The organism is Pseudonocardia bannensis, from assembly GCF_012911875.1.
Lineage (GTDB): Bacteria > Actinomycetota > Actinomycetes > Mycobacteriales > Pseudonocardiaceae > Pseudonocardia > Pseudonocardia bannensis.
The window spans coordinates 1-23581 of record NZ_JAAXKZ010000097.1 but is presented as its reverse complement, the minus strand read 5'-3'; the positions used below and the strand labels follow the sequence as shown (position 1 = coordinate 23581).

The window sequence follows — 23581 nt, the reverse complement described above, 5'->3', positions numbered from 1 at the left end:
TCGCCGCCGCGGAAGTGCGTGTAGGGGTCCGGCCGGCCGAACACCTCCAACCACTCGGGCGGGATCAGGACCCGGTTGTCCTCGACGGCGAGTTCGGGCAGGCCGAGCGCGTCCGGGCGGCCGTAGGGCGCCAGCCCCATGACCTTCCCCTCGTTGCCCTCGCCGGGGAACATCGTCCGGGTGAGCAGCGAGTAGAAGCAGCCGAGTCCGGCGGGGGAGCCCCAGTCGCCGTCCCACAGCTGCTTGCCGATGCACTCGATCCGGTCGTCCTCGCACCGGTAGAACGACGCGACCTCCAGCAGGTCCGGTTCCACGTCGGCCCCGAAGGGCTCGGTGAAGTCCTTGACGCGGCTGCCCTGGGCGTCGACGACCATCACCGCGGCGGCCCGGAACGGCGACGGGTGGAACGCGCTGTAGAGGTGCGCGAGGTGATGGGACATCTGCGTGACGCGCACGTCGTCGCGGAAGTTCAGGACGTCGGTGAGCTCGTCCCGGTAGGCGTCGAGGTTGTCGATCTCGGTGTCCGAGGAATAGCACTCCACGACGAGCTCGACGGGACCGCGCAGCTGCGGCAACCGGGGCGCGTAGCGATCGCGCAGGTCACCCAGGCGCCCCCAGTGGTGCTTGCGCCGGGTGATCCGTTCCTTCTGCAGGCTGTACAGGGTCGACGGCGCGCGGGCGATGCAGATCGACGCGTCCTGGGTCCGGTTGATGCCGACGACGGTGGGAGGAGTTCGCATCGCAGTCGCCTCCTGGGGCGGGCCGGCGGGGTGGGGCCGTCGAGCTACCCCGGTCGTTCGTCCGCAAACGCCGCGGGCGCCGGCCCGGGGGCCGTCGTGCCGACCGGCGCCCGGCGGGGCGCGGTGAGCGCCGACACCACGACAGCGGCCATCGCGACCGCCGCGGCGATCCCGAACAGCACCGTGTAGGCGCTGCCGGCCGGGATGGTCCGCCCGCCGACCTGCATGGTGAGACCACTGGTCACCGCGGCCACCACGGCGCTGCACGACGAGGTGCCGAGCATCCGGCACAGGGTGTTCAGGCTGTTCGCCGCGGCGGTCTCGGTCCGTGGGACTCCGGCCATGAGCTGCAGCGGCAGCGCGGAGTAGGCCAGCGCGGTACCGGCGGCGATCACCGCGACGGCGAGCATCACCAGCGGGATCCGGCCGGGCAGGGCGGCCATCCCGGCGTTGCCCAGCACGAGCACCACGGTGCCGACGAGCAGCGTGGTGCGCGGGCCGCGTCGCCGCGACAGCCACGCCGACACCTGTGAGAACACCGCCATGGAGACGCCGATGGGCAACAGCAGCAGGCCCGCGACGGCGAGCGACTGCCCGAAGCCGTAGCCGGTCGCCACCGGGGCCTGCAGCACCTGGGTGCTCGTCATCAGCGAGGCGAACAACGCGAACCCCACGAGCGCGGAGGTCACGTTGGTCCACAGCACGGCCGGGCGGGCCGAGACCCGCAGGTCGACCAGCGGCCGGCTGCGGCGCAGCTCGTAGCGGCCCCATGCGGTGAACAGCACGACCGCCGCGACCGCGAGTCCGAGGATGGCCGGGCTCGTCCACCCCCACTCGGTGCCCTTGGAGACGGCCAGCAGCAGGCACACCAGGGCGGCACCGAGGCCGATCGCGCCCGGCAGGTCGAAGCGGCCACCGGTGCGCAGCGGCGATTCGCCGACCACCCGGCGGGTGAGCAGGAACAGGACCGCGCTGACGACGCCGACCGCGCCGAACAGCCAGCGCCAGCCCAGGAACTGGGCCATCGCGCCGGTCAGCGGCAGCCCGAGCGCGTTGCCGATCCCCAGCGACGAGCTGACCAGCGCGATCCCGCCGCCGACGCGGTCGGGCGGAAGCTCGTCGCGCAGGATGCTCAGCCCCAGGGGGATCACGCCGAGGGCGGCTCCGTGCAGCGCCCGGGCGCCGATCAGGACACCGATGTTCGGTGCCAGCGCCCCGACGGCCGAGCCGGCGGTCATCAACCCGAGCGCGACCAGCAACATCCGCCGCTTGCCGTGCATGTCGCCGAGCCGGCCCAGCACCGGCGCGCACACCGCACCGGTCACCAGGGTGATGCTGACCAGCCACGCCGCGGTGGCCGTCGACGTGCCCAAGAGCTGTGGAAAGGCCGGGAGCAGCGGCACCACGAGGGTCTGGTTCAGCGCGACCAGCAGCGCGCACGCGGAGAGGAACGTGACGACGAGTGCGGGCCGGGGACGGGCGGCGGTCTCGAGCACGGGCGGTCGCCTCCGGAGCGGCGGTCGGCCGGCGGGTTCGCCGACCGATCGTTGGCAATGCGAACGATTATGACCCATGCGCAGCCCTGCCCACGACGATCGGGTCCTCGCCACGGCGTCCGCGGTCGTTTACGGTCAGGACTGACTGCCACTGGGCAGGTCGGACGGCCGCGGGGGGAGCATTGAGCACAGGCACGAACGCCACCGACGCCGCACGCGTCGAGGAGGCCGCCCGGCGGGTGGTCGAGCAACACCCTCCGGGCTCGGTGTCGCAGCAGGAGTTCCTCGGCGCGTGTTTCGAGGCCGGCCTGTCCTGGGTGCACTTCCCGGCCGGCCTCGGCGGGCTCGGGGTGTCCCGGGGGCTGCAGGCCACGGCCGACGAGATCCTGCAGGCGGCGGGCGGTCCCGTCCCGTTCTACGTCAACCCGATCGGATACGGCATGGCCGCGCCGACCGTCCGCGAGCACGCCCGGGACCCCGGCCTGGCGCGCGAATGGCTGCGTCCGATCGCGACCGGTGAGCACATCTGGTGCCAGTTGTTCAGCGAGCCGGGCGCCGGGTCCGACCTGGCCGGGCTCGCCACGAGCGCCGTCCGGGACGGGGACGAGTGGCTCGTCAACGGCCAGAAGGTGTGGACGAGCCTCGCGCACCGCTCCCGCTGGGCGCTGCTGCTCGCGCGCACCGACCCCGACCAGCCCAAGCACAAGGGCCTGACCTACTTCGTGCTCGACATGCAGGCGCCGGGCGTCGAGACCCGGCCGCTGCGCCAGATGACCGGCCAGGCCGAGTTCAACGAGGTCTACCTGAACGACGCGCGGATTCCCGACGCGCACCGGCTGGGTGATGTCGGGGCGGGCTGGCGGGTCGCGATGACCACCCTGATGAACGAGCGCTCCGCCATCGGGGGCGGCTCCAGCGTCCGAGGATCGGGGACCATCGCCGACGCCGTCGCGCTGTGGGCGCGGTACCCCGACCGGCGCACCCCCGTGCTGCGCGACCGGCTGGCCGCCTTGTGGACGACCGCCGAGGCGCACCGACTCACCGGTGAGCGGGCCCGCCGCTCGGCCACCGCGGGCTCGCCGGGGCCGGAGGGCTCGATCGCCAAGCTGGTCTCGGCCGAGCTGAACCAGCGCGTCTACGAGTTCTGCATGGACCTGCTGGGCCCGGAGGGCACGCTCTACGGCTCCTACGCCCTGCGCGACAACGGCCGAGAGGCCGACTTCCGCGGCCCGGTGCAGCAGCGCTTCCTGCGCTCGCGGGCCAACACGATCGAGGGTGGGACGTCCGAGGTGCTGCGCAACATCCTGGGCGAACGGGTGCTCGGCCTGCCCGGTGACCTGCGTGCCGACGCGAACCGCCCGTGGCGGGAGGTGCCCCGTGGCTGACACGTTCGTCTTCTCGCCCGAGCAGCAGGACCTGCGCAGGGCGGTCCGGCAGTTCTGCGCGGAGTTCTCCGACGAGGCGACGGTGCGCCGGCTGATGGAGTCACCAGCCGGTTACGACCCCAAGACCTGGTCGAGGCTCGGTGCCGAACTCGGCGTGCTCGGGCTCGCCGTGCCCACCGAGTACGGCGGGGCCGACGGCGGGCTGGTCGACCAGGCCGTCGTCGTCGAGGAGTTCGGGGCCGCGCTGCTGTGCGGTCCGGTGTTCGGGACGGTCGCCCTGGCGATCCCGGCGCTCGTCGCGCTCTCCGGCGACGAGGCGAAGGCCGACCTGTTGCCCGCGCTGGTCGAGGGCGCGCGAACCGCGGCGCTGGCGGCTCCGGAGCGAGCCGGGCGGTTCGATCCGGCCGCGGTCACGGTCGCGGCCACCCCCGCGGGGGAGAGCTGGACGCTGACCGGCCGGGTGGCCCAGGTCGTCGACGCGACCGCGGCGGACCTGTTGCTCGTCGCGGCCACCGGCCCGGACGGCGCCGCGCTGTTCGCCGTCGAGGGCACGGCGCAGGGCGTACTGCGCGAACCCCTGTCCACGCTGGACCTCACCCGCCAGCAGGCTGCGCTGCGGTTGGAGAAGGTGCCCGCCCGGCTGCTCGCCGGGGCGGGCGAGGCCGAGCGGGTGATCGGGCACGCGTTCGACGTCGGTGCCGTGCTACTGGCCGCGGAGCAGGTCGGCGGGGCTCAGCACCTGCTCGACCTGAGCGTCGAGTACGCGAAGGGCCGGCTCCAGTTCGGGCGTCCGATCGGCTCGTTCCAAGCCGTCAAGCACCGGCTCGCCGACATGCTGGTGGCGGTCGAGCACGCGCGCTCGACCGCCTACCACGCGGCGTGGGCGCTGCAGGACGGAACCGACGACCCCGCGCTGGCGGCGAGCATCGCGCAGGCCACCTGCTCGCAGGCCTACTACCGGGTCGCCGCGGACACGGTCCAGGTGCACGGCGGCATCGGTTTCACCTGGGAACACCGCGCACACCTGTACTACAAGCGGGCGGTCACCGACGCCGCGCTGCTGGGCAGTGCCGAGGCGCACCGGGAACGGATCGCCGCCCTGGTCCTCGACACCGCGGTCCCGCAGCCGGGCACGCCCCCGGTGGCCGCCGGCTGAGCGATCGACGTTCTCGATCAAACGCCCACGGGGGAGCGGGCGGGTCGGTGATCCTTCGGGGGTGCTGCAGGGACCCTTCCGGGGCGGCGACGCGATCGCGCAGGGGCTGATCACCCCCGGCCGGCTCCGTGGCCCGGGCTTCGAGCGGGTGTTCCGCGGGATCTACGTGCCCGCCGGGACGCCACTCGACCTCGTGGTCCGTTCGCGTGCGGCGTTCCAACTCCTCGACGGCCGCGGCGCGCTCGCCGGGTACTCGGCGGCTGCGCTGCTCGGAGCGGGATGCGCCCCGGGGAACGCACCCGCCGAGATCACCGACCCGTGGGGGACCCTCCGCGCCCGCCCGGGCCTGCTGGTCCACCGGGAGCGGCTCGGCGCGGACGACATCTGCACGGTCGCGCAATGCCGGGTCACCACCCCGGTCCGCACCGCGTGGGACCTGGCCCGGCGCCTCGATCTCGTCGAGGCCGTCGTGGCCGTCGACGCGCTGGCCCGGGTGGGCGGTTTCGCGCCGAGCGCCCTTCTCGACCTCCGTTCGGCCAATCCGGGAGCCCGCGGCTGCCGCGGGACGGACCGGGTCGTGGCTCTCGCCGATCCACGGGCGGAGTCGCCGATGGAGACCCGGCTGCGGCTGCTGCTGGTGCTCGGCGGACTGCCGGTGCCCGAGCCGCAGTACCGGATCGTCGACGAGAGCGGTGTGGTCCTCGCCCGTGCTGACCTGGCCTATCCGGACGAGAAGATCGCCATCGAGTACGACGGCGAGTGGCATTTCCGCCGAGACCGCTCCGGCCGCGACAACCGCCGCGACGACGCGTTGGCCCGGATCGGCTGGGAGACCGTCCGCTGCATCGACGAGGACGTGTTCGTCTACCCAACCCAGACCATCACCCGGATCGAACGCCTTCTCACCGCCCGGAGCGGGCCGCCGAGAACAGCGTTTCGGTAGCGAACTGGGCAGAGAAGCGACCGTAACGCCGTTCTCGGGGTCCGGTCAGGGCTGGAAGGCCGCACGATCAGGCCGGCACCAGCGCCGTCGCCCGCACCCACGCGCCGCTGCCGGCGGCGACCTTGATCGGCAGACAGACGATCGTGGCGCCGGTCGGCGGCACCTCGTCGAGCCGGGTGAGCTTCTCGACCTGGCAGTACCGCCGGTCGGCGCCGGCGAAGTGGGCAGGCCAGAGCCGCTCGGGGTCGCGCGTGCCGCGCCACTCCTCGCCGATACGCGGGTACGGCCGGTCCAGGCTCCACGCGTCGGTCCCGATCAGCCGGACGCCGGCGTCGACGAGGTGCAGCACGGCGTCGCGGCCCAGCCCGGCCCCGTGCTCCCAGAACTCCTCGCGTCCCCACAGCCGGTCGGCCCCGGTACGGAACGCGACCACGTCGCCGGGGGCGAGCCGGTGGTCCAGCGCGGCCAGCCGGGTGTCGATCAGCGGTGGGGTGACGAGCTCCCCGGTGGCCAGGTCGGTCACGTCGAGGATCACGAGCGGCCCGATGAACCACGACAACGGCACCTCGTCCACCGTCCAGGCCGGAGCGCCCTCCGCCGTCGCGGCGTAGTGCCACGGTGCGTCGACGTGGGTGCCGGCGTGCGTGGACGCGGTGACGACCTCGCCCGCGAACCCCGCGCCGAGTGGCAGCGCGCCGGCCGGGATGCCGTACCAGTGGTCCCACAGTTCGGCGCCGTCCGCGTGCGAGGTGCGGGCGATGTGGGGCGGCGCGGGCTCGCTCGGCGTCGGGCCGAGCGGATGGCTCAGGTCGACCGGGCGTACCGGGCCACCGGGCAGGGTGATCACCTCGTCGGCGTCCATGGCGGCGACCGTAGGCGCCCGGCGATGATCGGTGTGCGACGGTGGCGATGATCGAGGCGAGGGAGACCTGATGGCTGCATCGACGGGGACCGGTGGGCGAGCGCCCTTCACGCGGCTGCTCGTGGCCAACCGCGGGGAGATCGCGGTCCGCGTGCTGCGGGCCGCGGCGGAGCTGGGCATCGCCACCCTCGCCGTGTACGCCGAGGACGACGCGGACTGCCTGCACGTGCCGACGGCGGACGCCGCCGTCGCGCTGCGCGGTTCCGGCCCGGCCGCCTACCTGGACATCGATCAGCTCGTCGGCCTCGCTCGCGCGCACGTCTGCGACGCGGTCCACCCCGGCTACGGCTTCCTCAGCGAGAACCCGGACTTCGCCCGGGCCTGTGCCGCCGCCGGGGTGCGCTTCGTCGGCCCGTCCCCGGAGCTGCTGGAGACCTTCGGCGACAAGACCCGGGCCCGTCGACTCGCCACCACCGCCGGTGTCCCGGTCCTCGCCGGGACACCGGGACCGGTCGATCTGGCCGGCGCGCAGGAGTTCCTCGCCGCCCTCGGTCCCGGCGCCGCGGTGATGCTGAAGGCGGTCTCCGGCGGCGGGGGCCGCGGGATCCGTGCGGTGACCGATCCCGCGGACCTGCCGGCCGCCTACGCGGCGGCGTCGCGCGAGGCCGCCGGTGCGTTCGGGACCGGTGCGGTCTACGTCGAACAACTGCGGCGCGGGATGCGGCACGTGGAGGTGCAGATCCTCGGTGACGGGTCCGCGATCGCCCACCTCGGGGAGCGGGACTGCAGCATCCAGCGCCGCCACCAGAAGCTCGTCGAGATAGCGCCCAGCCCGGGGCTGCCGGCGGCGCTGCGGGAGCGGCTCACCGCGGCCGCGGTCCGGATCGGGGAGGTGGCCGGATACACGGGCCTGGGCACGGTGGAGTTCCTGGTGGGTTCCGGGCCGACCGGGCTGTTGTCGGATTTCGCGTTCCTCGAGGTCAACCCGCGGCTGCAGGTCGAGCACACGGTCACCGAGGAGGTCACCGGTGTCGACCTCGTCCGGACTCAGCTGCTGCTCGCCGCGGGAGCGACCCTCGACGAGCTCGGCCTGACCGAGCCGCCGGCGCCGCGCGGGTTCGCCCTGCAGGCCCGCATCACGACCGAGACCTTCACCCCCGACGGCATTCTCGTGCCGGCGGCCGGCACGATCACCGCGTTCGAGTTGCCGTCCGGTCCCGGCGTGCGGGTCGACGCGGGTGCCTACCCCGGTTACCGCACCAGCCTGCGGTTCGACCCACTGCTGGCCAAGGTGATCGTCCGTTCGGCGGACTTCGGCGCGGTCGCCGCGAAGGCGCGCCGGGCGCTGTCCGAGACCACCGTGAGCGGTGTCGAGACCAACCTGGCGCTGCTGCGCGGCGTGCTCGCCGACGACGCGTTCGCCGCGGGCGCGTTCGACACCGGGTTCCTCGACGCCCGGCTGCCGGCCCTCGCGGCCGCGCACGCCCGCCCGCCGGCGCCGGAACTCCTCAGCCCGCCGCCCGCGCCCGTCACCCCCGGCACGGCGGTCCATGATGCCGAGGCCGCGTCGCCGGTCAGAGACGCTGAGGCCGGGTCGCCGGCTGGTGTCGCCGAGGCCGGGCCGCCGGCCGGTGACACCGACCCCGGCCCCCGCCCGGCGGCCGGGGCCGGCGCCGGGCGGGCGCCCGTCGCCGTCCGGGTGCCTGCGCCCGGCACCGTGGTCGCCGTCGAGGTGGCCGAGGGCGACGAGGTGGCCGCAGGCCGGTCCCTCGTCGTGCTCGAGGCGATGAAGATGGAGCACCTCATCGAGGCGCCGGTGCCGGGGATCGTCCGTCGGGTCGGCGTGGCCGTCGGCGCCACGGTCGCCGCCGGCGACGTCGTGGTGCACCTGGAGGAGACCGACGGCGGGGGAGCGCACGCGGCGGCGTCCACGTCGGAGATCGATCTCGATCGCCTCCGCGACGATCTCGCGTACGTGCTGCACCGGCACGCGATCGGGCTGGACTCCGCCCGGCCCGACGCCGTGGACCGTCGCCGCCGGACCGGGCACCGCACCGCGCGGGAGAACCTCGTCCATCTGTGTGATCCCGGCAGCTTCGTCGAGTACGGCGCGCTCGCGATCGCCGCCCAGCGGCAGCGTCGCAGCGTCGACGACCTCATCGAGCGCACGCCCGCCGACGGCATGGTCGTCGGCACGGCCGCCGTGAACGGTGACCTCGTCGGCCCGGACCGCGCGCAGTGCGTGGTGATGTCCTACGACTACACCGTGCTCGCCGGCACCCAGGGCGCGCACAACCACCGCAAGAAGGACCGGCTGTTCGAGCTCGCCGAACGCCGGCGGCTGCCGGTGGTGCTGTTCGCCGAGGGCGGCGGCGGGCGTCCGGGTGACACCGACGGCAGCTGGGTCTCGATGCTCGACGTGCCCGCGTTCCACCTGTTCGGCAAGCTGTCCGGACTGGTGCCGCTGGTCGGGATCGTGTCCGGCCGCTGCTTCGCAGGCAATGCCGCGCTGGCGGGTTGCTGCGACGTCATCATCGCCACCGAGGACGCCAACCTCGGGATGGGCGGCCCGGCGATGATCGAGGGCGGCGGGCTCGGAGTCGTGCGGGCCGACGAGATCGGACCGATGGACGTGCAGGTCCCCAACGGGGTCGTCGACGTCCTGGTGTGCGACGAGGCCGAGGCGGTCGCCGTCGCGAAGCGGTACCTCTCCTACTTCCAGGGCCCGGTCGCCGACTGGGAGGCGCCCGACCAGCGGGTCCTGCGCCACCTCGTCCCGGAGAACCGGGTGCGGGTCTACGACGTCCGCGCCGTCATCGAGAACCTGGCCGATGCCGGCACGGTGCTGGAGCTGCGGGCGGGGTTCGGGGCCGGGATCGTCACCGCGCTGGTCCGCATCGAGGGCCGGCCGATGGGGTTGATCGCCAACAACCCGAGGCACCTCGGCGGCGCGATCGACCGTGACGCCGCCGACAAGGCCGCCCGGTTCCTGCAGCTGTGCGACGCGTTCGCGCTGCCGGTCGTCTCGCTGTGCGACACCCCGGGGTTCATGGTGGGCCCGGACTCCGAGCGCGACGCCACCGTGCGGCACTTCTCCCGGCTGTTCGTGATCGGCGCGAACGTCGAGGTCCCGATCGGGATGATCGTGCTGCGCAAGTGCTACGGCCTGGGCGCGCAGTCGATGGGCGGCGGCAGCACCAAGTCCCCGGCGTTCACCGTCTCCTGGCCCACCGGCGAGTTCGGCGGGATGGGTCTGGAGGGCGCGGTGCGGCTGGGGTACCGCAGGGAGCTGGAGGCCGTCGCGGACCCCGTGGAGCGCGAGGAACTGTTCGCCAAGCTGGTCGCGACCATGTACGAGGACGGCAAGGCGACCAACACCGCGACCGTCTTCGAGATCGACGACGTCATCGATCCGGCCGAGACCCGGCGGTGGATCGTGGAGGGCTTCCGGTCGTTCCGGCCGGTGCCGGCCGACGGCAAGCGCCGGCGCAACGTCGACACCTGGTGATCAGACGACGAGGACGTACAACCCGTAGCCGACGATCAGGACGCAGGCCAGCAGGCAGAGCAGGGCGACCGTGGTGCCGACGGCCGGACTCACCGCCGGTGCAGTGCTGCTCGTGTGTTCCCCGTCGCCGCCCGGGTGGGGCGCCCGGCCCGACAGCCCGACGATCGCGAACGCGACCAGGACGACGACGGTCAGTGCCACGGCCGCGGACACGACCGCGACGACGAGCAGCGACGACCAGTCGATGTGCATGGCGTGCTCCTGTCCCGATCAGGCCGCGGTGGGGACGGACGGCGGGGGTGCGGGCACGTCGTTGACGTTGAGGGCGTTCACCGGGTTGCGGCGCGACGCAGCGTAAATGCCGCCCCCGATGGCCGACCCACCGACCGCGACGATGATCGTGCCGACCGGCCCGCGGGTCGCCAGCCACGATGCCGCCGCGCCCACGACCGCCGCCGCAGGGAGGGTGATCGCCCAGGCCAGGGCCATCCGCCCGGCCATGCTCCACCGCACGGAGGCCAGCCGCCGTCCGGCCCCGGCCCCGAAGACGGAGCCGGTGCAGACCTGTGTGGTGGACAGCGGGAAGCCCAGGTGGGACGAGGCGAGGATGACCGCGGCGCTCGTGCTCTCGGCGGCGAAGCCCTGCTGGGGCTGGATGTCGCTGACCCGCCTGCCCAGGGTCCGGATGATCCGCCAACCACCCATGTAGGTGCCGAGCGCGATGGCCAGCCCGGCGCTCAGGACCACCCAGAACGGCGGCCCGGAACCCGGCGCGAGCAGGCCTCCCGTCACCAGGGTCAGCGTGATGACGCCCATGGTCTTCTGCGCGTCGTTGGTGCCGTGCGCGAGGGCGATCATGGACGACGACACCTTCTGCCCGAGCTGGAAACCGCACTCGGCCGTCCCCCGGGCCGCCCGCGCGGTGATCCGGTAGGCGAGGTACGTCGCCGCGAGGGCGACGATGCCGGCGAGCACCGGCGAGATCACCGCGGGCAGCACGACCTTGCCGAGGACGGCGCTGAACTGGACGGCGCTCGATCCCGCTGCGACCCAGGTGGCTCCGATCAGACCGCCGATCAGGGCGTGGGACGAGCTGGACGGCATGCCGAGCAGCCAGGTCACGAGGTTCCACAGAATCGCCCCGACGAGACCGGCGAAGATGACGACCGGAGTGATGCGCGTTTCGCTGACGATCCCGCTGGAGATCGTCTTCGCGACCTGGACCGAGAGGAAGGCACCGGCCAGGTTCAGTACTCCCGCGACGGCCACGGCCACCCTGGGATGCCACGCCCCGGTGGCGATGGACGTCGCCATGGCGTTCGCCGTGTCGTGGAAGCCGTTGGTGAAGTCGAAGATCAGTGCGGTGATGACGACTACGACCACGATCACGGAGACGTCCATGCGCCGGGCCTTCCGCTCGGATCGGGTAAACGTTAAGGGCATTACGGGAACGCAAGATGAACAGGAGGTGGCCGGCAGGGGTTGATTGGTCGCGAATATTTCGATCATCAACTTTTCGTCATAGCAGTGGTTGTGCGCGGCAAGACCACGATGGACGGAGCGATGCCGGGCTTCCTGCCGGCCGGCACGGGTGACTGCATGTGACGTGCAGGGGCATCATCTAGACACCGAGCACGCGAGAGTGAAGGGGCCCGGGATCATGACCGAGGACGAGGGTGGCGACGCGGTCTGCTGGATGAACCGGGTGTGCCCGGACTGCGGGCGGCTGGCCGCGGAGGACCCGCCCACCCGTTGCGAACGCTGTGGCGCCGAGTTGGCCGCGGACTGACGGCCGCTGCGCTGTCGCAGCGGCCGGGCGCGATGGCAGGCTGAGCCCATGCGATCCCTGCTGCTCTCGCGCCGCGACCTCGACTTCCTGCTCTACGAGTGGCTCGACGTCGAGACGCTGACGAAGCGGCAACGCTACGCCGAGCACTCACGGGACACCTTCGATGCCGCGCTGGAGCTGTCCGAGCAGGTCGCGACGAAGCACTTCGCGCCGCACCGCAAGCTCTCCGACGCCCACGAGCCACAGTTCGACGGTGAGCGCGTCACCATCATCGATGAGGTCAAGGCGGCCCTGGACGTGCTCGCGGAGACCGGGATCATCGCCGCCGGGATGGATGGTGAGGTCGGCGGGATGCAGCTGCCCTCGGTCGTGGCCCAGGCCTGCTTCATGTGGTTCCACGCGGCCAACGTGGGGACCGCGGCGTACCCGTTCCTCACCATCGCCAACGCCAACCTGCTGTTGGCGCACGGCTCGCCCGAGCAGATCGACACGTTCGTCCGCCCGATGCTCGAGGGCCGCTTCTTCGGCACCATGTGCCTGTCCGAGCCGCAGGCCGGCTCGTCGCTGACCGACGTGACCACCCGCGCCGAGCCGCGTGACGACGGCACCTACCGGTTGTTCGGCAACAAGATGTGGATCTCCGGCGGGGAACACGACCTGTCGGAGAACATCGTCCACCTGGTGCTCGCCAAGATCCCCGGTGGGCCGCCCGGGGTGAAGGGCATCTCGCTGTTCATCGTGCCGAAGGTGCTGGTCGAGCCCGATGGCTCGCCGGGCGAGCGCAACGACGTCGCGCTGGCCGGACTGAACCACAAGATGGGGTACCGCGGCACCGTGAACACGCTGCTCAACTTCGGGGAGGGCCGCGCCACCCCCGGTGGTGAGCCCGGTGCCGTCGGCTACCTCGTCGGGGAGCCGCACCAGGGGCTGGCCTACATGTTCCACATGATGAACGAGGCACGGGTGGGCGTCGGTGCGGGCGCCACCGCGCTGGGCTACGCGGGCTACCTGCACGCGCTCGACTACGCCCGCACCCGGCCGCAGGGCCGCCCGGTGGCCGCGAAGGACCCCGCCGCCCCGCAGGTGCCGATCATCGCCCACGCCGACGTGAAGCGGATGCTGCTGGCCTCCAAGTCCTACGTGGAGGGCGGGCTCGCGCTGATCCTCTACTGCGGACGGCTGCTCGACGAGGAGCGGACCGCGGACGACCCGGCCCGCCGCGAGCGGGCGCGGGTGCTGCTCGAGGTGCTCACCCCCATCGCCAAGAGCTGGCCGTCGCAGTGGTGCCTGGTCGCGAACGACCTGGCCATCCAGGTGCACGGCGGGTACGGCTACACCCGCGAGTACGACGTCGAGCAGCTCTACCGGGACAACCGGCTCAACGCCATCCACGAGGGCACCCACGGCATCCACGGGCTCGACCTGCTCGGCCGCAAGGTCGTGATGGACGGGGGCGTCGGGTTGACGCTGCTCCGGGAGGAGATCGGCTCGTGCGTCGAGCGGGCGACTGCGGCCGGAGGCGAGGCCGCCGAGCACGCCGCGCAGCTGCGGTCGGCGGTCGACCGCGTCGCCGCCGTCACCCGGACGCTGTGGAGCGTGGACGACGTCGAGGCGACCCTGGCCAACGCGTCGATCTACCTGGAGGCCGTCGGACACGTCGTGGTGGCCTGGCTCTGGCTGGAGCAGCTGCTCGCGGCGGGGGAGCGGACCGGGGACTTCTACGACGGCAAGCGGGCGGCCGCCCGCTTCTTCTTCCGCTACGAGCTGCCGCGGACCGGGCCCGCGCTCACGCTGCTGGAGGGCGTCGACCGGACGACGCTGGACATGCGCGACGGCTGGTTCTGAGCGGACCCGACCCATGCGGCGGCGGCCCGGACCCGGTGACACTCGTGGGCTGCCGACATCGGCACGGACCGCACGGCGCGTTGGGCCGCGACCGGTGCGGACCGCAACGATCGGGCCGCTACGTCCAGATCGTCGGTTTCCCGACCACGAGTCCGCGATGGCGAACTCCCAGCACCCCGTCACGACGCGCTTCGCGCAGAAGCTCCGGGAACTGTGCGAGGACGGTGCGATGTTCGAGGACCTCGACGTCGGCACGGTAGCCGTCTTCGGAGGCCGGACGGTCTACCCGCCCAGTTCCCGCTCGATCCGGTCGAGCGCGGTGCGGATGGTGGCGGCGTAGCCGTCCGCGCCGCCGGAGCCGAGCACGTGCAACCGCTCCCGGGCGTGCCGCAGGTGCTCGCGGGCCTGCTCCACGTCGCCGAGCTGCCGGTGGTCCTCGGCCAGGTTGAGGTGCAGTGACGGGTAGAAGGCCGCGATCCGCAGGCCGGCGTGGTGGCGCTGCACCCGCTCGTCGGTGACCTCCGCGGCGGCGGCGAGCGCGCGCTGGTCCCAGGTCAGCTCGTCGGTGAGCTCGGGCGCGACATCGGCGGCGTAGTGCGCGAGCACGCAGCGGTGGAACGGGTCGCCGTCGGCACCGATCTCGGCCCAGATCGCGTCGAAGTCCGCCGCTGCGCCGGCCACGTCCTCGGGGTCGCTGCTGCGGGACCGTTCGATGGCCGCGGTGATCCGGGCCATCACCGGGTCGGCCGGTTCGGTCATGTCGTCTCCTCCGGGTCAGGAAGGCGGACGCTAGCGGCGGGCTCCGACATCGCAGGTGCACGCCGCCCGCCCGGCGATCCGCGAGCTGATCGCCGAGCAGTGGGCCACCGATCCCGGCAGGATGCTCCCGTGATCGCGCCACGACCCGATGCCGAACGCCGCCGGCGCGCGGCGGCCGCCCTGCGCCGGCTGCGTCCCGCGCTCGTGGGGGAAGCCGAGCAGGTCCTGGGCCGGGCCGAAGCCGTCGCGTTCCTGGCCCGGCTCGACCTGTGGTTCGCCGACGTGCACGGCCCGCTCGACGCGCTCTACCCCGGCGCCCTGGACGAGCTGGTCGCGCGGCTGGTGCGATCGGCGCTGCGCGCCGCGGCCGAGCGGCCCGCCGACCTGCGCGAGACCGACCGCCGTCGTGAGGTCGACCCGCGCTGGTACCAGGACCCGCGGATGGTCGGCTACGTCGCCTACACCGACCGGTTCTGCGGCACCCTCGACGCGCTGCCCGCGCAGCTGGACTACCTGGCCGAGCTCGGGGTCAGCTACCTGCACCTGATGCCGCTGCTGCGTCCCCGGGAGGGGGAGAACGACGGTGGCTACGCGGTGGCCGACTACCGCTCGGTCGACCCACGGCTGGGCACCATGGACGACCTGGAGAAGGTCGCGCGCGCCCTGCGCGACCGCGGCATGAGCCTGTGCGTCGACCTGGTGCTCAACCACACCGCACGGGAGCACCCGTGGGCGCAGGGCTGGCTCGCCGGCGATCCGGCGTACGCGGACTTCTACCTGGTGTTCGGCGACCGCACGATGCCCGACGCCTACGAGGCGACGATCGCCGAGGTGTTCCCCGACCGCGCGCCGGGTTCGTTCACCTGGGTGCCGGAGGCGCAGGGCGGGGCCGGCGGCTGGGTCTGGACCACGTTCTGGGCCTACCAGTGGGACCTCAACTACGCCAACCCGAACGTCTTCGCCGCGATGCTGGAGACGATCCTGTGGCTGGCCAACCGGGGCATCGAGATCTTCCGGATGGACGCCGTGCCGTTCATGTGGAAGCGGCTGGGCACGCCGTGCATGAACCAGCCGGAGGTGCACGACCTCATCCAGGCCCTGCACGCGCTGGTCAAGCTGGCCGCCCCGGCCACGGTGTTCAAGGCCGAGGCGATCGTCTCGCCCGAGGACCTGGTGCCCTACCTGGGCGGGCACGCCCGCTACCGGCCGGAGTGCGAGCTGGCCTACCACAACCAGCTCATGGTGATGCTGTGGTCGTCGCTGGCCACCAAGGACGCCCGGCTGGCCACGGCGTCGCTGGGCCGGATGCGCCCGATCCCGCCGGAGACGTCGTGGGCCACCTACGTCCGTTGCCACGACGACATCGGGTGGGCGGTCAGCGACATCGACGCCGCCGCCGTCGGCTGGGACGGGGCCGGCCACCGCCGGTTCCTCAACGACTTCTACGCGGGCCGGTTCCCGGTCTCGTTCGCCCGTGGCGCGCTGTTCCAGGAGAACCTGGAAACCGGGGACGCGCGGATCTCCGGCTCGGCGGCGTCACTGTGCGGGATCACCGACGCGCGCGAGCGTGACGACCCGGTGGCGCTGGAGCTCGGCATCCGCCGCCTGGTGCTGCTGCACGCGGTGACCTACGCCTGGGGCGGAGTGCCGCTGCTGTACATGGGCGACGAGCTCGCGCTCGGAGACGACACGCGCTACCTCGACGATCCGGCCCTGGCGCAGGACAACCGCTGGATGCACCGGCCCTGGATGGACCCCCGGGCGCAGGCGCGCCGTCACGACCCGTCGACGGTGGAGGGACGGGTGTTCGGCTGGTTGCGCACCCTCGCCCACACCCGGCGCGAGCTGCTCGCGCTGCACGCCGTCGCCGCCCCCGAGGTGCTCGACCTCGACGACCCGCACGTGCTCGGATGGCGGCGCCGTCACCCCCGCAGCGGATGGTTCGTCGGGCTGGTGAACATGGCCGAGCATCCCGCGTCGGTCGACCTCTCGGCGCTGGGCGGGCTCGGCGAGCTCGAGACGGTGCTGGCGAGCGACGAGCCCCGGCAGATGCGCGACGGTCGCGCCCACCTGCCGGGGCTGGGCTTCGCCTGGCTGGCCGAGGCGTAGGACGCGGCTCCGCCCGTCAGGGCAGCTCCGGTTCGTTCCGGTCGTACCGGCAGGCCCAGGATCACGGCCGCCCGCGTTGGCAGGGTGTCGCGTGCCAGGTGAGACGCCAGGACCGATCGGAGAGGACCGTTCGCGTGAGAGCTGCGCTGTACGACCACCCGGGCCCGGCCCGGGAGGTGCTCCGGGTCGCCGAGGTCGAGCGCCCCGAACCCGCGGCGGGTGAGGTCCGGGTGCGACTGGCCGTCTCGGGGATCAACCCCGTCGACGTCAAGATCCGCAGCGGTGCGATCCCGTGGAAGATCGACGGTTTCCAGATCCCGCACCACGACGGAACCGGCGTGATCGACGCCGTCGGCGCGGGCGTCGACGGCAAGCGCGTGGGGGAGCGGGTCTGGATCTGGTTCGCCGCGCGCCGGCGGTGGGGCACCGCGGCCGAGTGGACGGTCGTGCCCGCCCGCCAGGCCGTGCCGCTGCCGGAGGGGACGTCGGACGCGCTCGGCGCCAGCCTCGGCGTCCCGGCCATGACGGCCTACCACTGCCTGTGGCTGGACGGGCCGCCCGACGGGCTGTTCGTCCTGGTCCAGGGCGGCGCCGGGGCGGTCGGGCACTTCGCGATCGAACTCGGGACGTGGGCCCAGGCGCACGTCGCCGCGACCGTCGGGGGGCAGGACCAGGAGGCGCTGGCCCACAAGGCCGGAGCGGAGCACATCGTCGACCACCGGGCGCCGGACGCGGCGGAGCAGCTCAAGGCCTTCGCCCCCCGGATGGACCGGATCATCGAGGTCGCCCTGAGCGAGAACCTGCGACTCGATCACGAGCTGTCCGGCCCGGGCACGTCGATCGTCGTCTACAACTCGCCACAACCGGAGGTCACCCTCCAGGTCCGGGAGTGGATGGAACGGAACACCGGGATGCGGTTCGTGCTGCTGCTCACGGTGCCGATCTCGCAGCTCGAGACGGCGGCCCGGGAGATCACGGTCGCGCTCAGCGAGGCCGCGCTGCACGAACTGCCGGTGCACCGGTTCCCCCTCGACCAGATCGTCGAGGCGCACGAGGCCGTCGAGGCGGGCGTACTCGGGAAGGTGCTCGTCTCCGTGCAGTGACCCGTCCCGCGAGACGGGTGTCGGTGCCGTGCCGGGCGGGCCACACTGCCCACATGGACGGCATGCGGGTGGCGGTGCTGCGCGGCGTGGGGGACATGGCCATGGAGCAGACCGGTGCCGCGGCCGGGCCCGGGGGAGGTGCTGGTCCCGGTCACGGCGGCCGGGGTGTGCGGCTCGGACGTGCACTACTACGAGCGCGGCGGGCCGACCGTTCTTCGCCGGGGAGGCGACGATGAGTGATTCCGGTGTGCTGCACACGGTCGAGTCGAGGGACGGGACGCCGATCGCGTACGAGGAGTTCGGCGAGGGACCGCCGCTGGTGCTCGTGCACGGGGGTGTCTCTGACCGCACCTACTGGGCCCCGGTCCTGCCGGAGCTCACCCGGCACTTCACCGTCCACACGGTCGACCGGCGGGGGCGGGGCGACAGCGGCGGTAGCCGCACGGCCGAGTCCTACGCGATCGACCAGGAGTACGCCGACGTGGCGGCGGTCGCCGACGCGATCGGCGGACCTGTGCACCTGCTCGGCCACTCCTACGGCGGGATCTGCGCGCTGGAGGGCGCGCTGCAGACCGACAACCTGCGGACGCTCGTGCTGTACGAGCCCCCGATCGGGCTCGAGGGGCCGGCCGGGATCCCGGCCGAGTTCATCGAGCAGCTCGACGCCCTGATCGCCGAGGGCGAGCTCGACCGGGCGGTGGAGGTGATGATGGGCGAGCTGGTGGGCCTGCCGCAGGACGCGCTCGCCGAGCTGCGCGCCGACCCCGCCGCCTGGCAGCCGATGGTCGACACGGTGCCGACGCTGCCGCGCGAGCTGCGCAGCGTCAACGCGTTCACCTTCGACGCGGGCCGCTACGGTGTGCTCGACGTGCCGACCGTCCTGATCGCGGGCAGCCTCAGTCCGCCCGAACTGCACATCGGCATCCGTCTCGTCGACGACGCGGTACCGGACTCCCGCGTCGTCATGATGGAGGGTGTCGACCACGAGGCGGTGACGACGGGCCCGGCCGTGCTCACGTCGACGCTGGTGGACGCGCTGGCCGGAGGGGGCCGCTGACACACCTCGCGTGCACCTCCGCCGGCGGGCGCCCCGTCCGGATGATCACCGACTCGGTGATCGTCGGCCACGACCGTGACGAGGTCACCGCGTTCGCCCGGCCCGGTCTGCCCGTCCCGCGACCCATCGGTGGTGTGTGCGGAATCGTGATCGAAAGTCCGGTTCGCGGGATGGTGCTGCCGGGTACCCGCGGGTATGCGAGGAACGAGGATGCGGCGTGCCGCCGTCGCGGCTGTCTGCGGCGTCGGCCTGCTGTTCACCGGGGCCGGAGCCTGTGGCGACGGCGGCCCCGGGGTCGGCTCCAGCGGCGAGCAGAGCGATCCCGACCGCCAGTTCGACGGTGACGGCGGCGACGGCGGTGCCAACCCGGACGGTTCCGGCCGGCCGGGCGAGGGGGGCGGCGGCGACGAACCCGGAGGTGGCGGCTGACCCCGCCGTGTCCCGTGCGGCTGATCGCGCGACTCCCGGTCGGTGATCCGTAGTTCCACTGAGGACACCGGACCGGACCGCCTCGTAGGCTCATCGAGTCGATCTTCCCGGGCGCCCGTCGAGGGGTCGTGCGCCCGGGCTGCGGGATCCCCGGTGGCGATGCGCTGTGCGCTCGCCGCCGGGGAACGCGGCTTCGGCGGCCGTCCCAGCGGTGACCGGCCGCCCTGCCCCGAACGCGTCCGCGACGCCACCCTGGCCTGCCGCGGACGCCGGGTGGCATGCCACGATCGGGGCGGCGCCGGTGCACCTCCGGCACCGGCGCGCCGTACCGGCGAGAGGGGCTGGACAGGGTGAAGACTCGGGGCGCGGTGCTGCGCGAGGTTCCCGGCCGTTACGAGATCGTCGAGCTCGACGTCGACGACCCTCGCCCGGGGGAGATACGGGTCAAGATGGTCGCCACCGGGCTGTGCCACTCCGACGACCACCACGCCACCGGCGACATGCGCGTCGGGATCCTGCCCTTCGCCGGCGGACACGAGGGCGCCGGCGTCGTCGAGGCCGTCGGCCCGCACACACCGGGCTTCGCCGAGGGCGACCACGTCGTCTTCTCGTTCCTGCCCGCCTGCGGGCGTTGCCGCTGGTGCGCCACCGGCCACCAGAACCTGTGCGACCTCGGCGCCTCGCTCGGCACGAACGCCCGCTGGGAGGATCCGACCAGCTTCCGGCTCAGCCTCGACGGGCAGCCGGTGGGGCAGATGTGCGGTCTGTCCACGTTCTGCGAGTACACGACCGTCTCGACGGCGTCCGCGGTCAAGGTCCCCGAGGACATCCCGCTGGAGATCGCCTGCCTGACCGGTTGCGGCGTCGGCACCGGCTGGGGCGCCGCGGTCAACTCCGCCGAGGTCCGCCCCGGTCAGACCGTGATCGTGATGGGTGTCGGCGGCATCGGGATCAACGCGGTGCAGGGTGCCGCACACGCGGGCGCCACCAACGTCATCGCCGTCGACCCGGTGGCGTTCAAGCGCGAGGCCGCGCTGCAGCTGGGCGCGACGCACGCCGTCGAGTCGATCAAGGAGGCCGCCGCGCTGGGCCGCGAGATGACCGACGGGCAGGGCGCCGACGCGGCGATCGTGACGGTCGGGGTGACCACCGGCGAGCACGTCGGCCGGGCCCTGCAGGCCGTGCGCAAGGCCGGGACCTGCGTGGTCGTCGGCCTCGGCGACGTCCGCACCAAGGACGGCGACATCCCGCTCACCGAGCTGGTGCTCTACCAGAAGAGGCTTCAGGGCTCGCTGTTCGGCGCCAGCGCGCCGACCGCGGACATCCCCGCCCAGCTTCGGCTCTACGCCGAGGGCGTGCTCAAGCTCGACGAGCTGATCACCACCCGCTATGCCCTCGACGACATCGCGCAGGGCTTCGACGACATGCACGCCGGGCGCAACCTGCGCGGTGTCGTGGTGTTCGACTGACACCTGCTTTCGGCCATCCCACTCGCCACCGCACTCGCCATCCCACTCGCCACCGCATTCGTCGGGGCGCGACCCACGCCACACCAACTGAGCGGTCAACTCTGACTGTTTCGCTGCTACCGTCCCCGACGGACGCGACGACGCGGGTGCGCCGTCACCAGGCCGGAGCGAAGGAGCGCAGGCGTGCGGGATGCAGTGATCGTGGAAGCGGTGCGGACCCCGGTGGGCAAGCGCAACGGCGGGCTGTCGGGTGTGCACCCGGCGGACCTGTCGGCCCATGTGCTGAACGCGCTGGCCGAGCGCAGCGGCGTCGACCCGTCGGTGGTCGACGACGTGGTGTGGGGCTGCGTGTCGCAGGTGGGGGAGCAGACCTTCGACATCGCGCGGACCGCGGTGCTCGCCGCGGGCTGGCCGGAGACGGTGACCGGTGTGACGGTGGACCGGCAGTGCGGGTCGTCGCAGCAGTCGGTGCACTTCGCCGCCGCCGGGCTCATCGCCGGTCAGTACGACGTGGTCGTCGCCGGCGGCGTCGAGTCGATGAGCCGGGTGCCGATGGGCTCGGCGTCGGCGGGGCAGAACCCGTTCGGCGAGCGGTTCCTGGCCCGCTACGACGGCGTGTTCCCGAACCAGGGTGTCGGGGCCGAGATGATCGCGGAGCGGTGGGGGTTCTCCCGGACCCAGCTCGACGAGTTCTCGGTGGCCTCGCACGAGAAGGCCGCGGCGGCGCAGGACGAGGGCCGGTTCGACGGTCAGATCGCGCCGGTCACGCTGGCTGACGGCACCGTGGTGAGCAAGGACGAGGGCATCCGCCGCGGCGGCAGCGTGGAGAGCCTGGCCGGGCTGAAGACGGTGTTCAAGGCGGAGGGCGGGGTGATCACGGCGGGGAACTCCTCGCAGATCTCCGACGGCTCGGCCGCGCTGCTGATGACCACCTCGGAGAAGGCCGCCGAGTTGGGGCTGACCCCGATCGCGCGGGTGCACACCGCGGTCCTGGCCGGGGCGGACCCGGTGATCATGCTGACCGCGCCGATCCCGGCCACGCAGAAGGTGCTGCAGCGCAGTGGCCTCAAGCTGGAGGAGATCGGCGCGTTCGAGGTGAACGAGGCGTTCGCGCCGGTGCCGCTGGCCTGGCTGGCCGACATCGGGGCCGACGCCAAGGCGCTCAACCCGAACGGTGGTGCGATCGCGCTGGGCCACCCGCTGGGTGGCTCCGGTGCCCGGCTGATGACGACGCTGGTGCACCACATGCGCGACAACGGCATCCGCTACGGCCTGCAGACGATGTGCGAGGGCGGCGGCCAGGCGAACGCCACGATCCTCGAGTTGCTCTGACCTGCACTACGCGAAGGAGACACCACTCACCATGGACATCAACGGTTCGGTCGCGCTGGTCACCGGTGGGGCCTCGGGCCTCGGGCTGGCGACGACGGAGAAGTTGCTCGACGCCGGCGCGAGCGTCGTCATCCTCGACCTGCCGAGCTCGGCGGGGGAGCAGGTCGCGGAGAAGCTGGGTGACAAGGTCCGCTTCGCTCCCGGTGACGTGACGGACGAGGCGAGCGTCGCCGCCGCGCTCGACGTCGCCGCGGAGCTCGGCCCGATCCGGGTCGCGGTGAACTGCGCCGGCACCGGGGACGCCATCCGGGTGCTGGGCAAGCAGGGCGTCTACCCGCTCGACAAGTTCGCCCGCATCATCAACATCAACCTCATCGGCACGTTCAACGTGATCCGGCTGGCCGCCGAGCGGATCGCCGCGACCGACCCGGTCGGCGAGGAGCGCGGCGTCATCGTCAACACCGCGTCGGTCGCGGCGTTCGACGGGCAGATCGGCCAGGCCGCGTACTCGGCGTCCAAGGGCGGTGTGGTCGGCATGACGCTGCCGATCGCGCGTGACCTGGCGACCGCCATGATCCGGGTCGTCACCATCGCTCCGGGGCTGTTCAACACCCCGCTGCTGGCTAGCCTGCCCGAGGAGGCCAAGGAGTCGCTGGGCCGGCAGGTGCCGCACCCGAGCCGGCTGGGCGACCCCTCGGAGTTCGGCGCGCTGGTCAGCCACATCGTGGCCAACCCGATGCTGAACGGCGAGGTCATCCGCCTGGACGGCGCCATCCGCATGGCGCCGCGATAAGTGCGGCGAAGACGAAGCACCGCGATCGAGGAGTTCTGATGCGCCGTTCGTTGTTCGACGACGACCACGAGGCGTTCCGGGAGTCGTTCCGCCGGTTCTTGGACGCCGAGGTCGTTCCGCACCAGGAGCAGTGGGAACGCGACGGCATCGTGCCGCGGGAGCTGTTCGCGACCGCCGGAAAGTCCGGGTTCCTCGGGATGGACATCCCGGAGGAGTACGGGGGCGGCGGGGTCGCGGACTTCCGGTTCAACGCCGTCATCGCCGAGGAGGTCATGCGCTGCGGTGCGGCCGCGGCCGGTCTCGGGCTGACCCTGCACAACGACATCTGCCTGCCGTACTTCCTGGCGTACTGCAACGACGAGCAGAAGCGGCGGTGGCTGCCCGGGATCGCGTCCGGCGAGCTGATCACGGCGATCGCGATGACCGAGCCCGGCATCGGGTCGGACCTGGCGTCGATGTCGACCACGGCCATCCGGGACGGCGACCACTACGTGGTCAACGGGGCGAAGACGTTCATCACCAACGGGATCAACGCCGACCTGGTGATCACCGCGGTGAAGACCGACCCGTCGCAGAAGCACAAGGGCATGAGCCTGCTCGTGATCGAGCGGGGGATGCCCGGCTTCGAGCGGGGCCGCAACCTGGACAAGCTGGGCCAGCACGCGCAGGACACCGCGGAGCTGTCGTTCACCGACGTCCGCGTGCCGGTGGCGAACCTGCTCGGCCCGGAGGAGGGTCAGGGCTTCACCCAGCTCGTGACCAACCTGCCGCAGGAGCGGCTGTCCATCGCGATCGCCGGCGTCGCG

The 23581-nt window shown here is 72.7% G+C and carries 21 protein-coding genes; 15 read left to right on the top strand and 6 right to left on the bottom strand.

Annotation, left to right across the window (positions count from 1 at the left end; genetic code table 11):
* Positions 1–740: carbamoyltransferase N-terminal domain-containing protein (locus tag HF519_RS21810; RefSeq protein ID WP_281358603.1), on the bottom strand; the 740-nt coding region annotated here is incomplete at its 3' end.
* A gap of 44 nt (positions 741–784) precedes the next feature.
* Positions 785–2236 (bottom strand): MFS transporter, encoded by a 1452-nt coding sequence (locus HF519_RS21805; protein ID WP_312860265.1) that lies wholly within the window; start codon positions 2234–2236, stop codon positions 785–787.
* Positions 2237–2418: 182 nt separating this feature from the next.
* Here HF519_RS21805 and HF519_RS21800 point away from each other — a divergent pair, with 182 nt between their 5' ends.
* The 3 genes from HF519_RS21800 (at position 2419) to HF519_RS21790 (ending at position 5720) form a co-directional block, all read left to right on the top strand.
* Entirely contained in the window at positions 2419–3621 is a 1203-nt protein-coding gene (locus HF519_RS21800) for an acyl-CoA dehydrogenase family protein (protein WP_169414850.1), read from the top strand.
* A complete protein-coding gene (locus HF519_RS21795) occupies positions 3614–4777 on the top strand; it encodes an acyl-CoA dehydrogenase family protein (protein ID WP_169414849.1) in 1164 nt (387 codons plus the stop codon). The genes HF519_RS21800 and HF519_RS21795 overlap by 8 nt, the downstream gene beginning before the upstream one ends.
* Before the next feature lie 61 nt (positions 4778–4838).
* Positions 4839–5720 carry an endonuclease domain-containing protein gene (locus HF519_RS21790; protein ID WP_169414848.1) on the top strand — a complete coding sequence of 294 codons (882 nt, stop codon included), beginning with the start codon at positions 4839–4841 and terminating at the stop codon, positions 5718–5720.
* A gap of 67 nt (positions 5721–5787) precedes the next feature.
* Here HF519_RS21790 and HF519_RS21785 read toward each other — a convergent pair whose 3' ends face one another.
* Entirely contained in the window at positions 5788–6582 is a 795-nt protein-coding gene (locus HF519_RS21785) for a cyclase family protein (protein ID WP_169414847.1), read from the bottom strand.
* A 70-nt stretch (positions 6583–6652) separates the two neighbouring features.
* Here HF519_RS21785 and HF519_RS21780 point away from each other — a divergent pair, with 70 nt between their 5' ends.
* Positions 6653–10090 carry a carboxyl transferase domain-containing protein gene (locus HF519_RS21780; RefSeq protein WP_169414846.1) on the top strand — a complete coding sequence of 1146 codons (3438 nt, stop codon included), beginning with the start codon at positions 6653–6655 and terminating at the stop codon, positions 10088–10090.
* On the opposite strand, the gene HF519_RS21775 is transcribed toward HF519_RS21780, so the two are convergent.
* A complete protein-coding gene (locus tag HF519_RS21775) occupies positions 10091–10342 on the bottom strand; it encodes a hypothetical protein (RefSeq protein WP_169414845.1) in 252 nt (83 codons plus the stop codon).
* An 18-nt stretch (positions 10343–10360) separates the two neighbouring features.
* A complete protein-coding gene (locus HF519_RS21770) occupies positions 10361–11491 on the bottom strand; it encodes an inorganic phosphate transporter (RefSeq protein WP_169414844.1) in 1131 nt (376 codons plus the stop codon).
* A gap of 259 nt (positions 11492–11750) precedes the next feature.
* Here HF519_RS21770 and HF519_RS32515 point away from each other — a divergent pair, with 259 nt between their 5' ends.
* Both HF519_RS32515 and HF519_RS21765 read left to right on the top strand, forming a co-directional pair.
* Positions 11751–11879, top strand: coding sequence for a hypothetical protein (locus tag HF519_RS32515; protein ID WP_281358602.1), 129 nt, complete (start codon positions 11751–11753; stop codon positions 11877–11879).
* A 48-nt stretch (positions 11880–11927) separates the two neighbouring features.
* The gene (locus HF519_RS21765) at positions 11928–13724 is read left to right on the top strand and encodes an acyl-CoA dehydrogenase (RefSeq protein ID WP_169414843.1); all 1797 of its coding nucleotides are present in this window, start codon (positions 11928–11930) and stop codon (positions 13722–13724) included.
* 282 nt (positions 13725–14006) lie between these two features.
* Here HF519_RS21765 and HF519_RS21760 read toward each other — a convergent pair whose 3' ends face one another.
* Positions 14007–14483, bottom strand: a complete 477-nt coding sequence (locus HF519_RS21760) for a hypothetical protein (protein WP_246244829.1) — start codon at positions 14481–14483, stop codon at positions 14007–14009.
* Positions 14484–14612: 129 nt separating this feature from the next.
* On the opposite strand from HF519_RS21760, the gene HF519_RS31660 reads away from it, so the two are divergent.
* The 9 genes from HF519_RS31660 to HF519_RS21715 all read left to right on the top strand — a co-directional run.
* The gene (locus tag HF519_RS31660; protein WP_312860264.1) at positions 14613–16592 is read left to right on the top strand and encodes an alpha-amylase family protein; all 1980 of its coding nucleotides are present in this window, start codon (positions 14613–14615) and stop codon (positions 16590–16592) included.
* A 134-nt stretch (positions 16593–16726) separates the two neighbouring features.
* Positions 16727–17695, top strand: coding sequence for an NADPH:quinone reductase (locus HF519_RS21750; protein WP_169414842.1), 969 nt, complete (start codon positions 16727–16729; stop codon positions 17693–17695).
* Positions 17696–17809: 114 nt separating this feature from the next.
* Positions 17810–17935, top strand: a complete 126-nt coding sequence (locus tag HF519_RS31655) for an alcohol dehydrogenase catalytic domain-containing protein (protein ID WP_312860263.1) — start codon at positions 17810–17812, stop codon at positions 17933–17935.
* Positions 17928–18752, top strand: coding sequence for an alpha/beta fold hydrolase (locus HF519_RS21740; protein WP_169414841.1), 825 nt, complete (start codon positions 17928–17930; stop codon positions 18750–18752). The genes HF519_RS31655 and HF519_RS21740 overlap by 8 nt, the downstream gene beginning before the upstream one ends.
* Before the next feature lie 210 nt (positions 18753–18962).
* Positions 18963–19181, top strand: a complete 219-nt coding sequence (locus HF519_RS21735) for a hypothetical protein (RefSeq protein ID WP_169414840.1) — start codon at positions 18963–18965, stop codon at positions 19179–19181.
* A 350-nt stretch (positions 19182–19531) separates the two neighbouring features.
* Positions 19532–20650, top strand: coding sequence for an NDMA-dependent alcohol dehydrogenase (locus HF519_RS21730; RefSeq protein ID WP_169414839.1), 1119 nt, complete (start codon positions 19532–19534; stop codon positions 20648–20650).
* Between the two features lie 183 nt (positions 20651–20833).
* Positions 20834–21982: a thiolase family protein gene (locus HF519_RS21725; protein ID WP_169414838.1), complete on the top strand. Its 1149-nt coding sequence runs from the start codon at positions 20834–20836 to the stop codon at positions 21980–21982.
* 31 nt (positions 21983–22013) lie between these two features.
* Positions 22014–22775, top strand: coding sequence for a 3-hydroxyacyl-CoA dehydrogenase (locus HF519_RS21720; RefSeq protein ID WP_169414837.1), 762 nt, complete (start codon positions 22014–22016; stop codon positions 22773–22775).
* Between the two features lie 38 nt (positions 22776–22813).
* Positions 22814–23581, top strand: a 768-nt coding sequence (locus HF519_RS21715; protein WP_169414836.1) for an acyl-CoA dehydrogenase family protein, incomplete at its 3' end; no start/stop codon positions are given.

Excerpts from the sequence above, each read along its gene's own strand:
- HF519_RS21765 (WP_169414843.1), top strand. The coding sequence starts at position 11,928 with ATGCGATCCCTGCTGCTCTCGCGCCGCGACCTCGACTTCCTGCTCTAC.
- HF519_RS21740 (WP_169414841.1), top strand. The coding sequence starts at position 17,928 with ATGAGTGATTCCGGTGTGCTGCACACGGTCGAGTCGAGGGACGGGACG.
- HF519_RS21720 (WP_169414837.1), top strand. The coding sequence starts at position 22,014 with ATGGACATCAACGGTTCGGTCGCGCTGGTCACCGGTGGGGCCTCGGGC.
- HF519_RS21770 (WP_169414844.1), bottom strand. The coding sequence starts at position 11,491 with ATGGACGTCTCCGTGATCGTGGTCGTAGTCGTCATCACCGCACTGATC.
- HF519_RS32515 (WP_281358602.1), top strand. The coding sequence starts at position 11,751 with ATGACCGAGGACGAGGGTGGCGACGCGGTCTGCTGGATGAACCGGGTG.
- HF519_RS21760 (WP_246244829.1), bottom strand. The coding sequence starts at position 14,483 with ATGACCGAACCGGCCGACCCGGTGATGGCCCGGATCACCGCGGCCATC.
- HF519_RS21780 (WP_169414846.1), top strand. The coding sequence starts at position 6,653 with ATGGCTGCATCGACGGGGACCGGTGGGCGAGCGCCCTTCACGCGGCTG.
- HF519_RS21735 (WP_169414840.1), top strand. The coding sequence starts at position 18,963 with ATGCGGCGTGCCGCCGTCGCGGCTGTCTGCGGCGTCGGCCTGCTGTTC.
- HF519_RS21775 (WP_169414845.1), bottom strand. The coding sequence starts at position 10,342 with ATGCACATCGACTGGTCGTCGCTGCTCGTCGTCGCGGTCGTGTCCGCG.
- HF519_RS21785 (WP_169414847.1), bottom strand. The coding sequence starts at position 6,582 with ATGGACGCCGACGAGGTGATCACCCTGCCCGGTGGCCCGGTACGCCCG.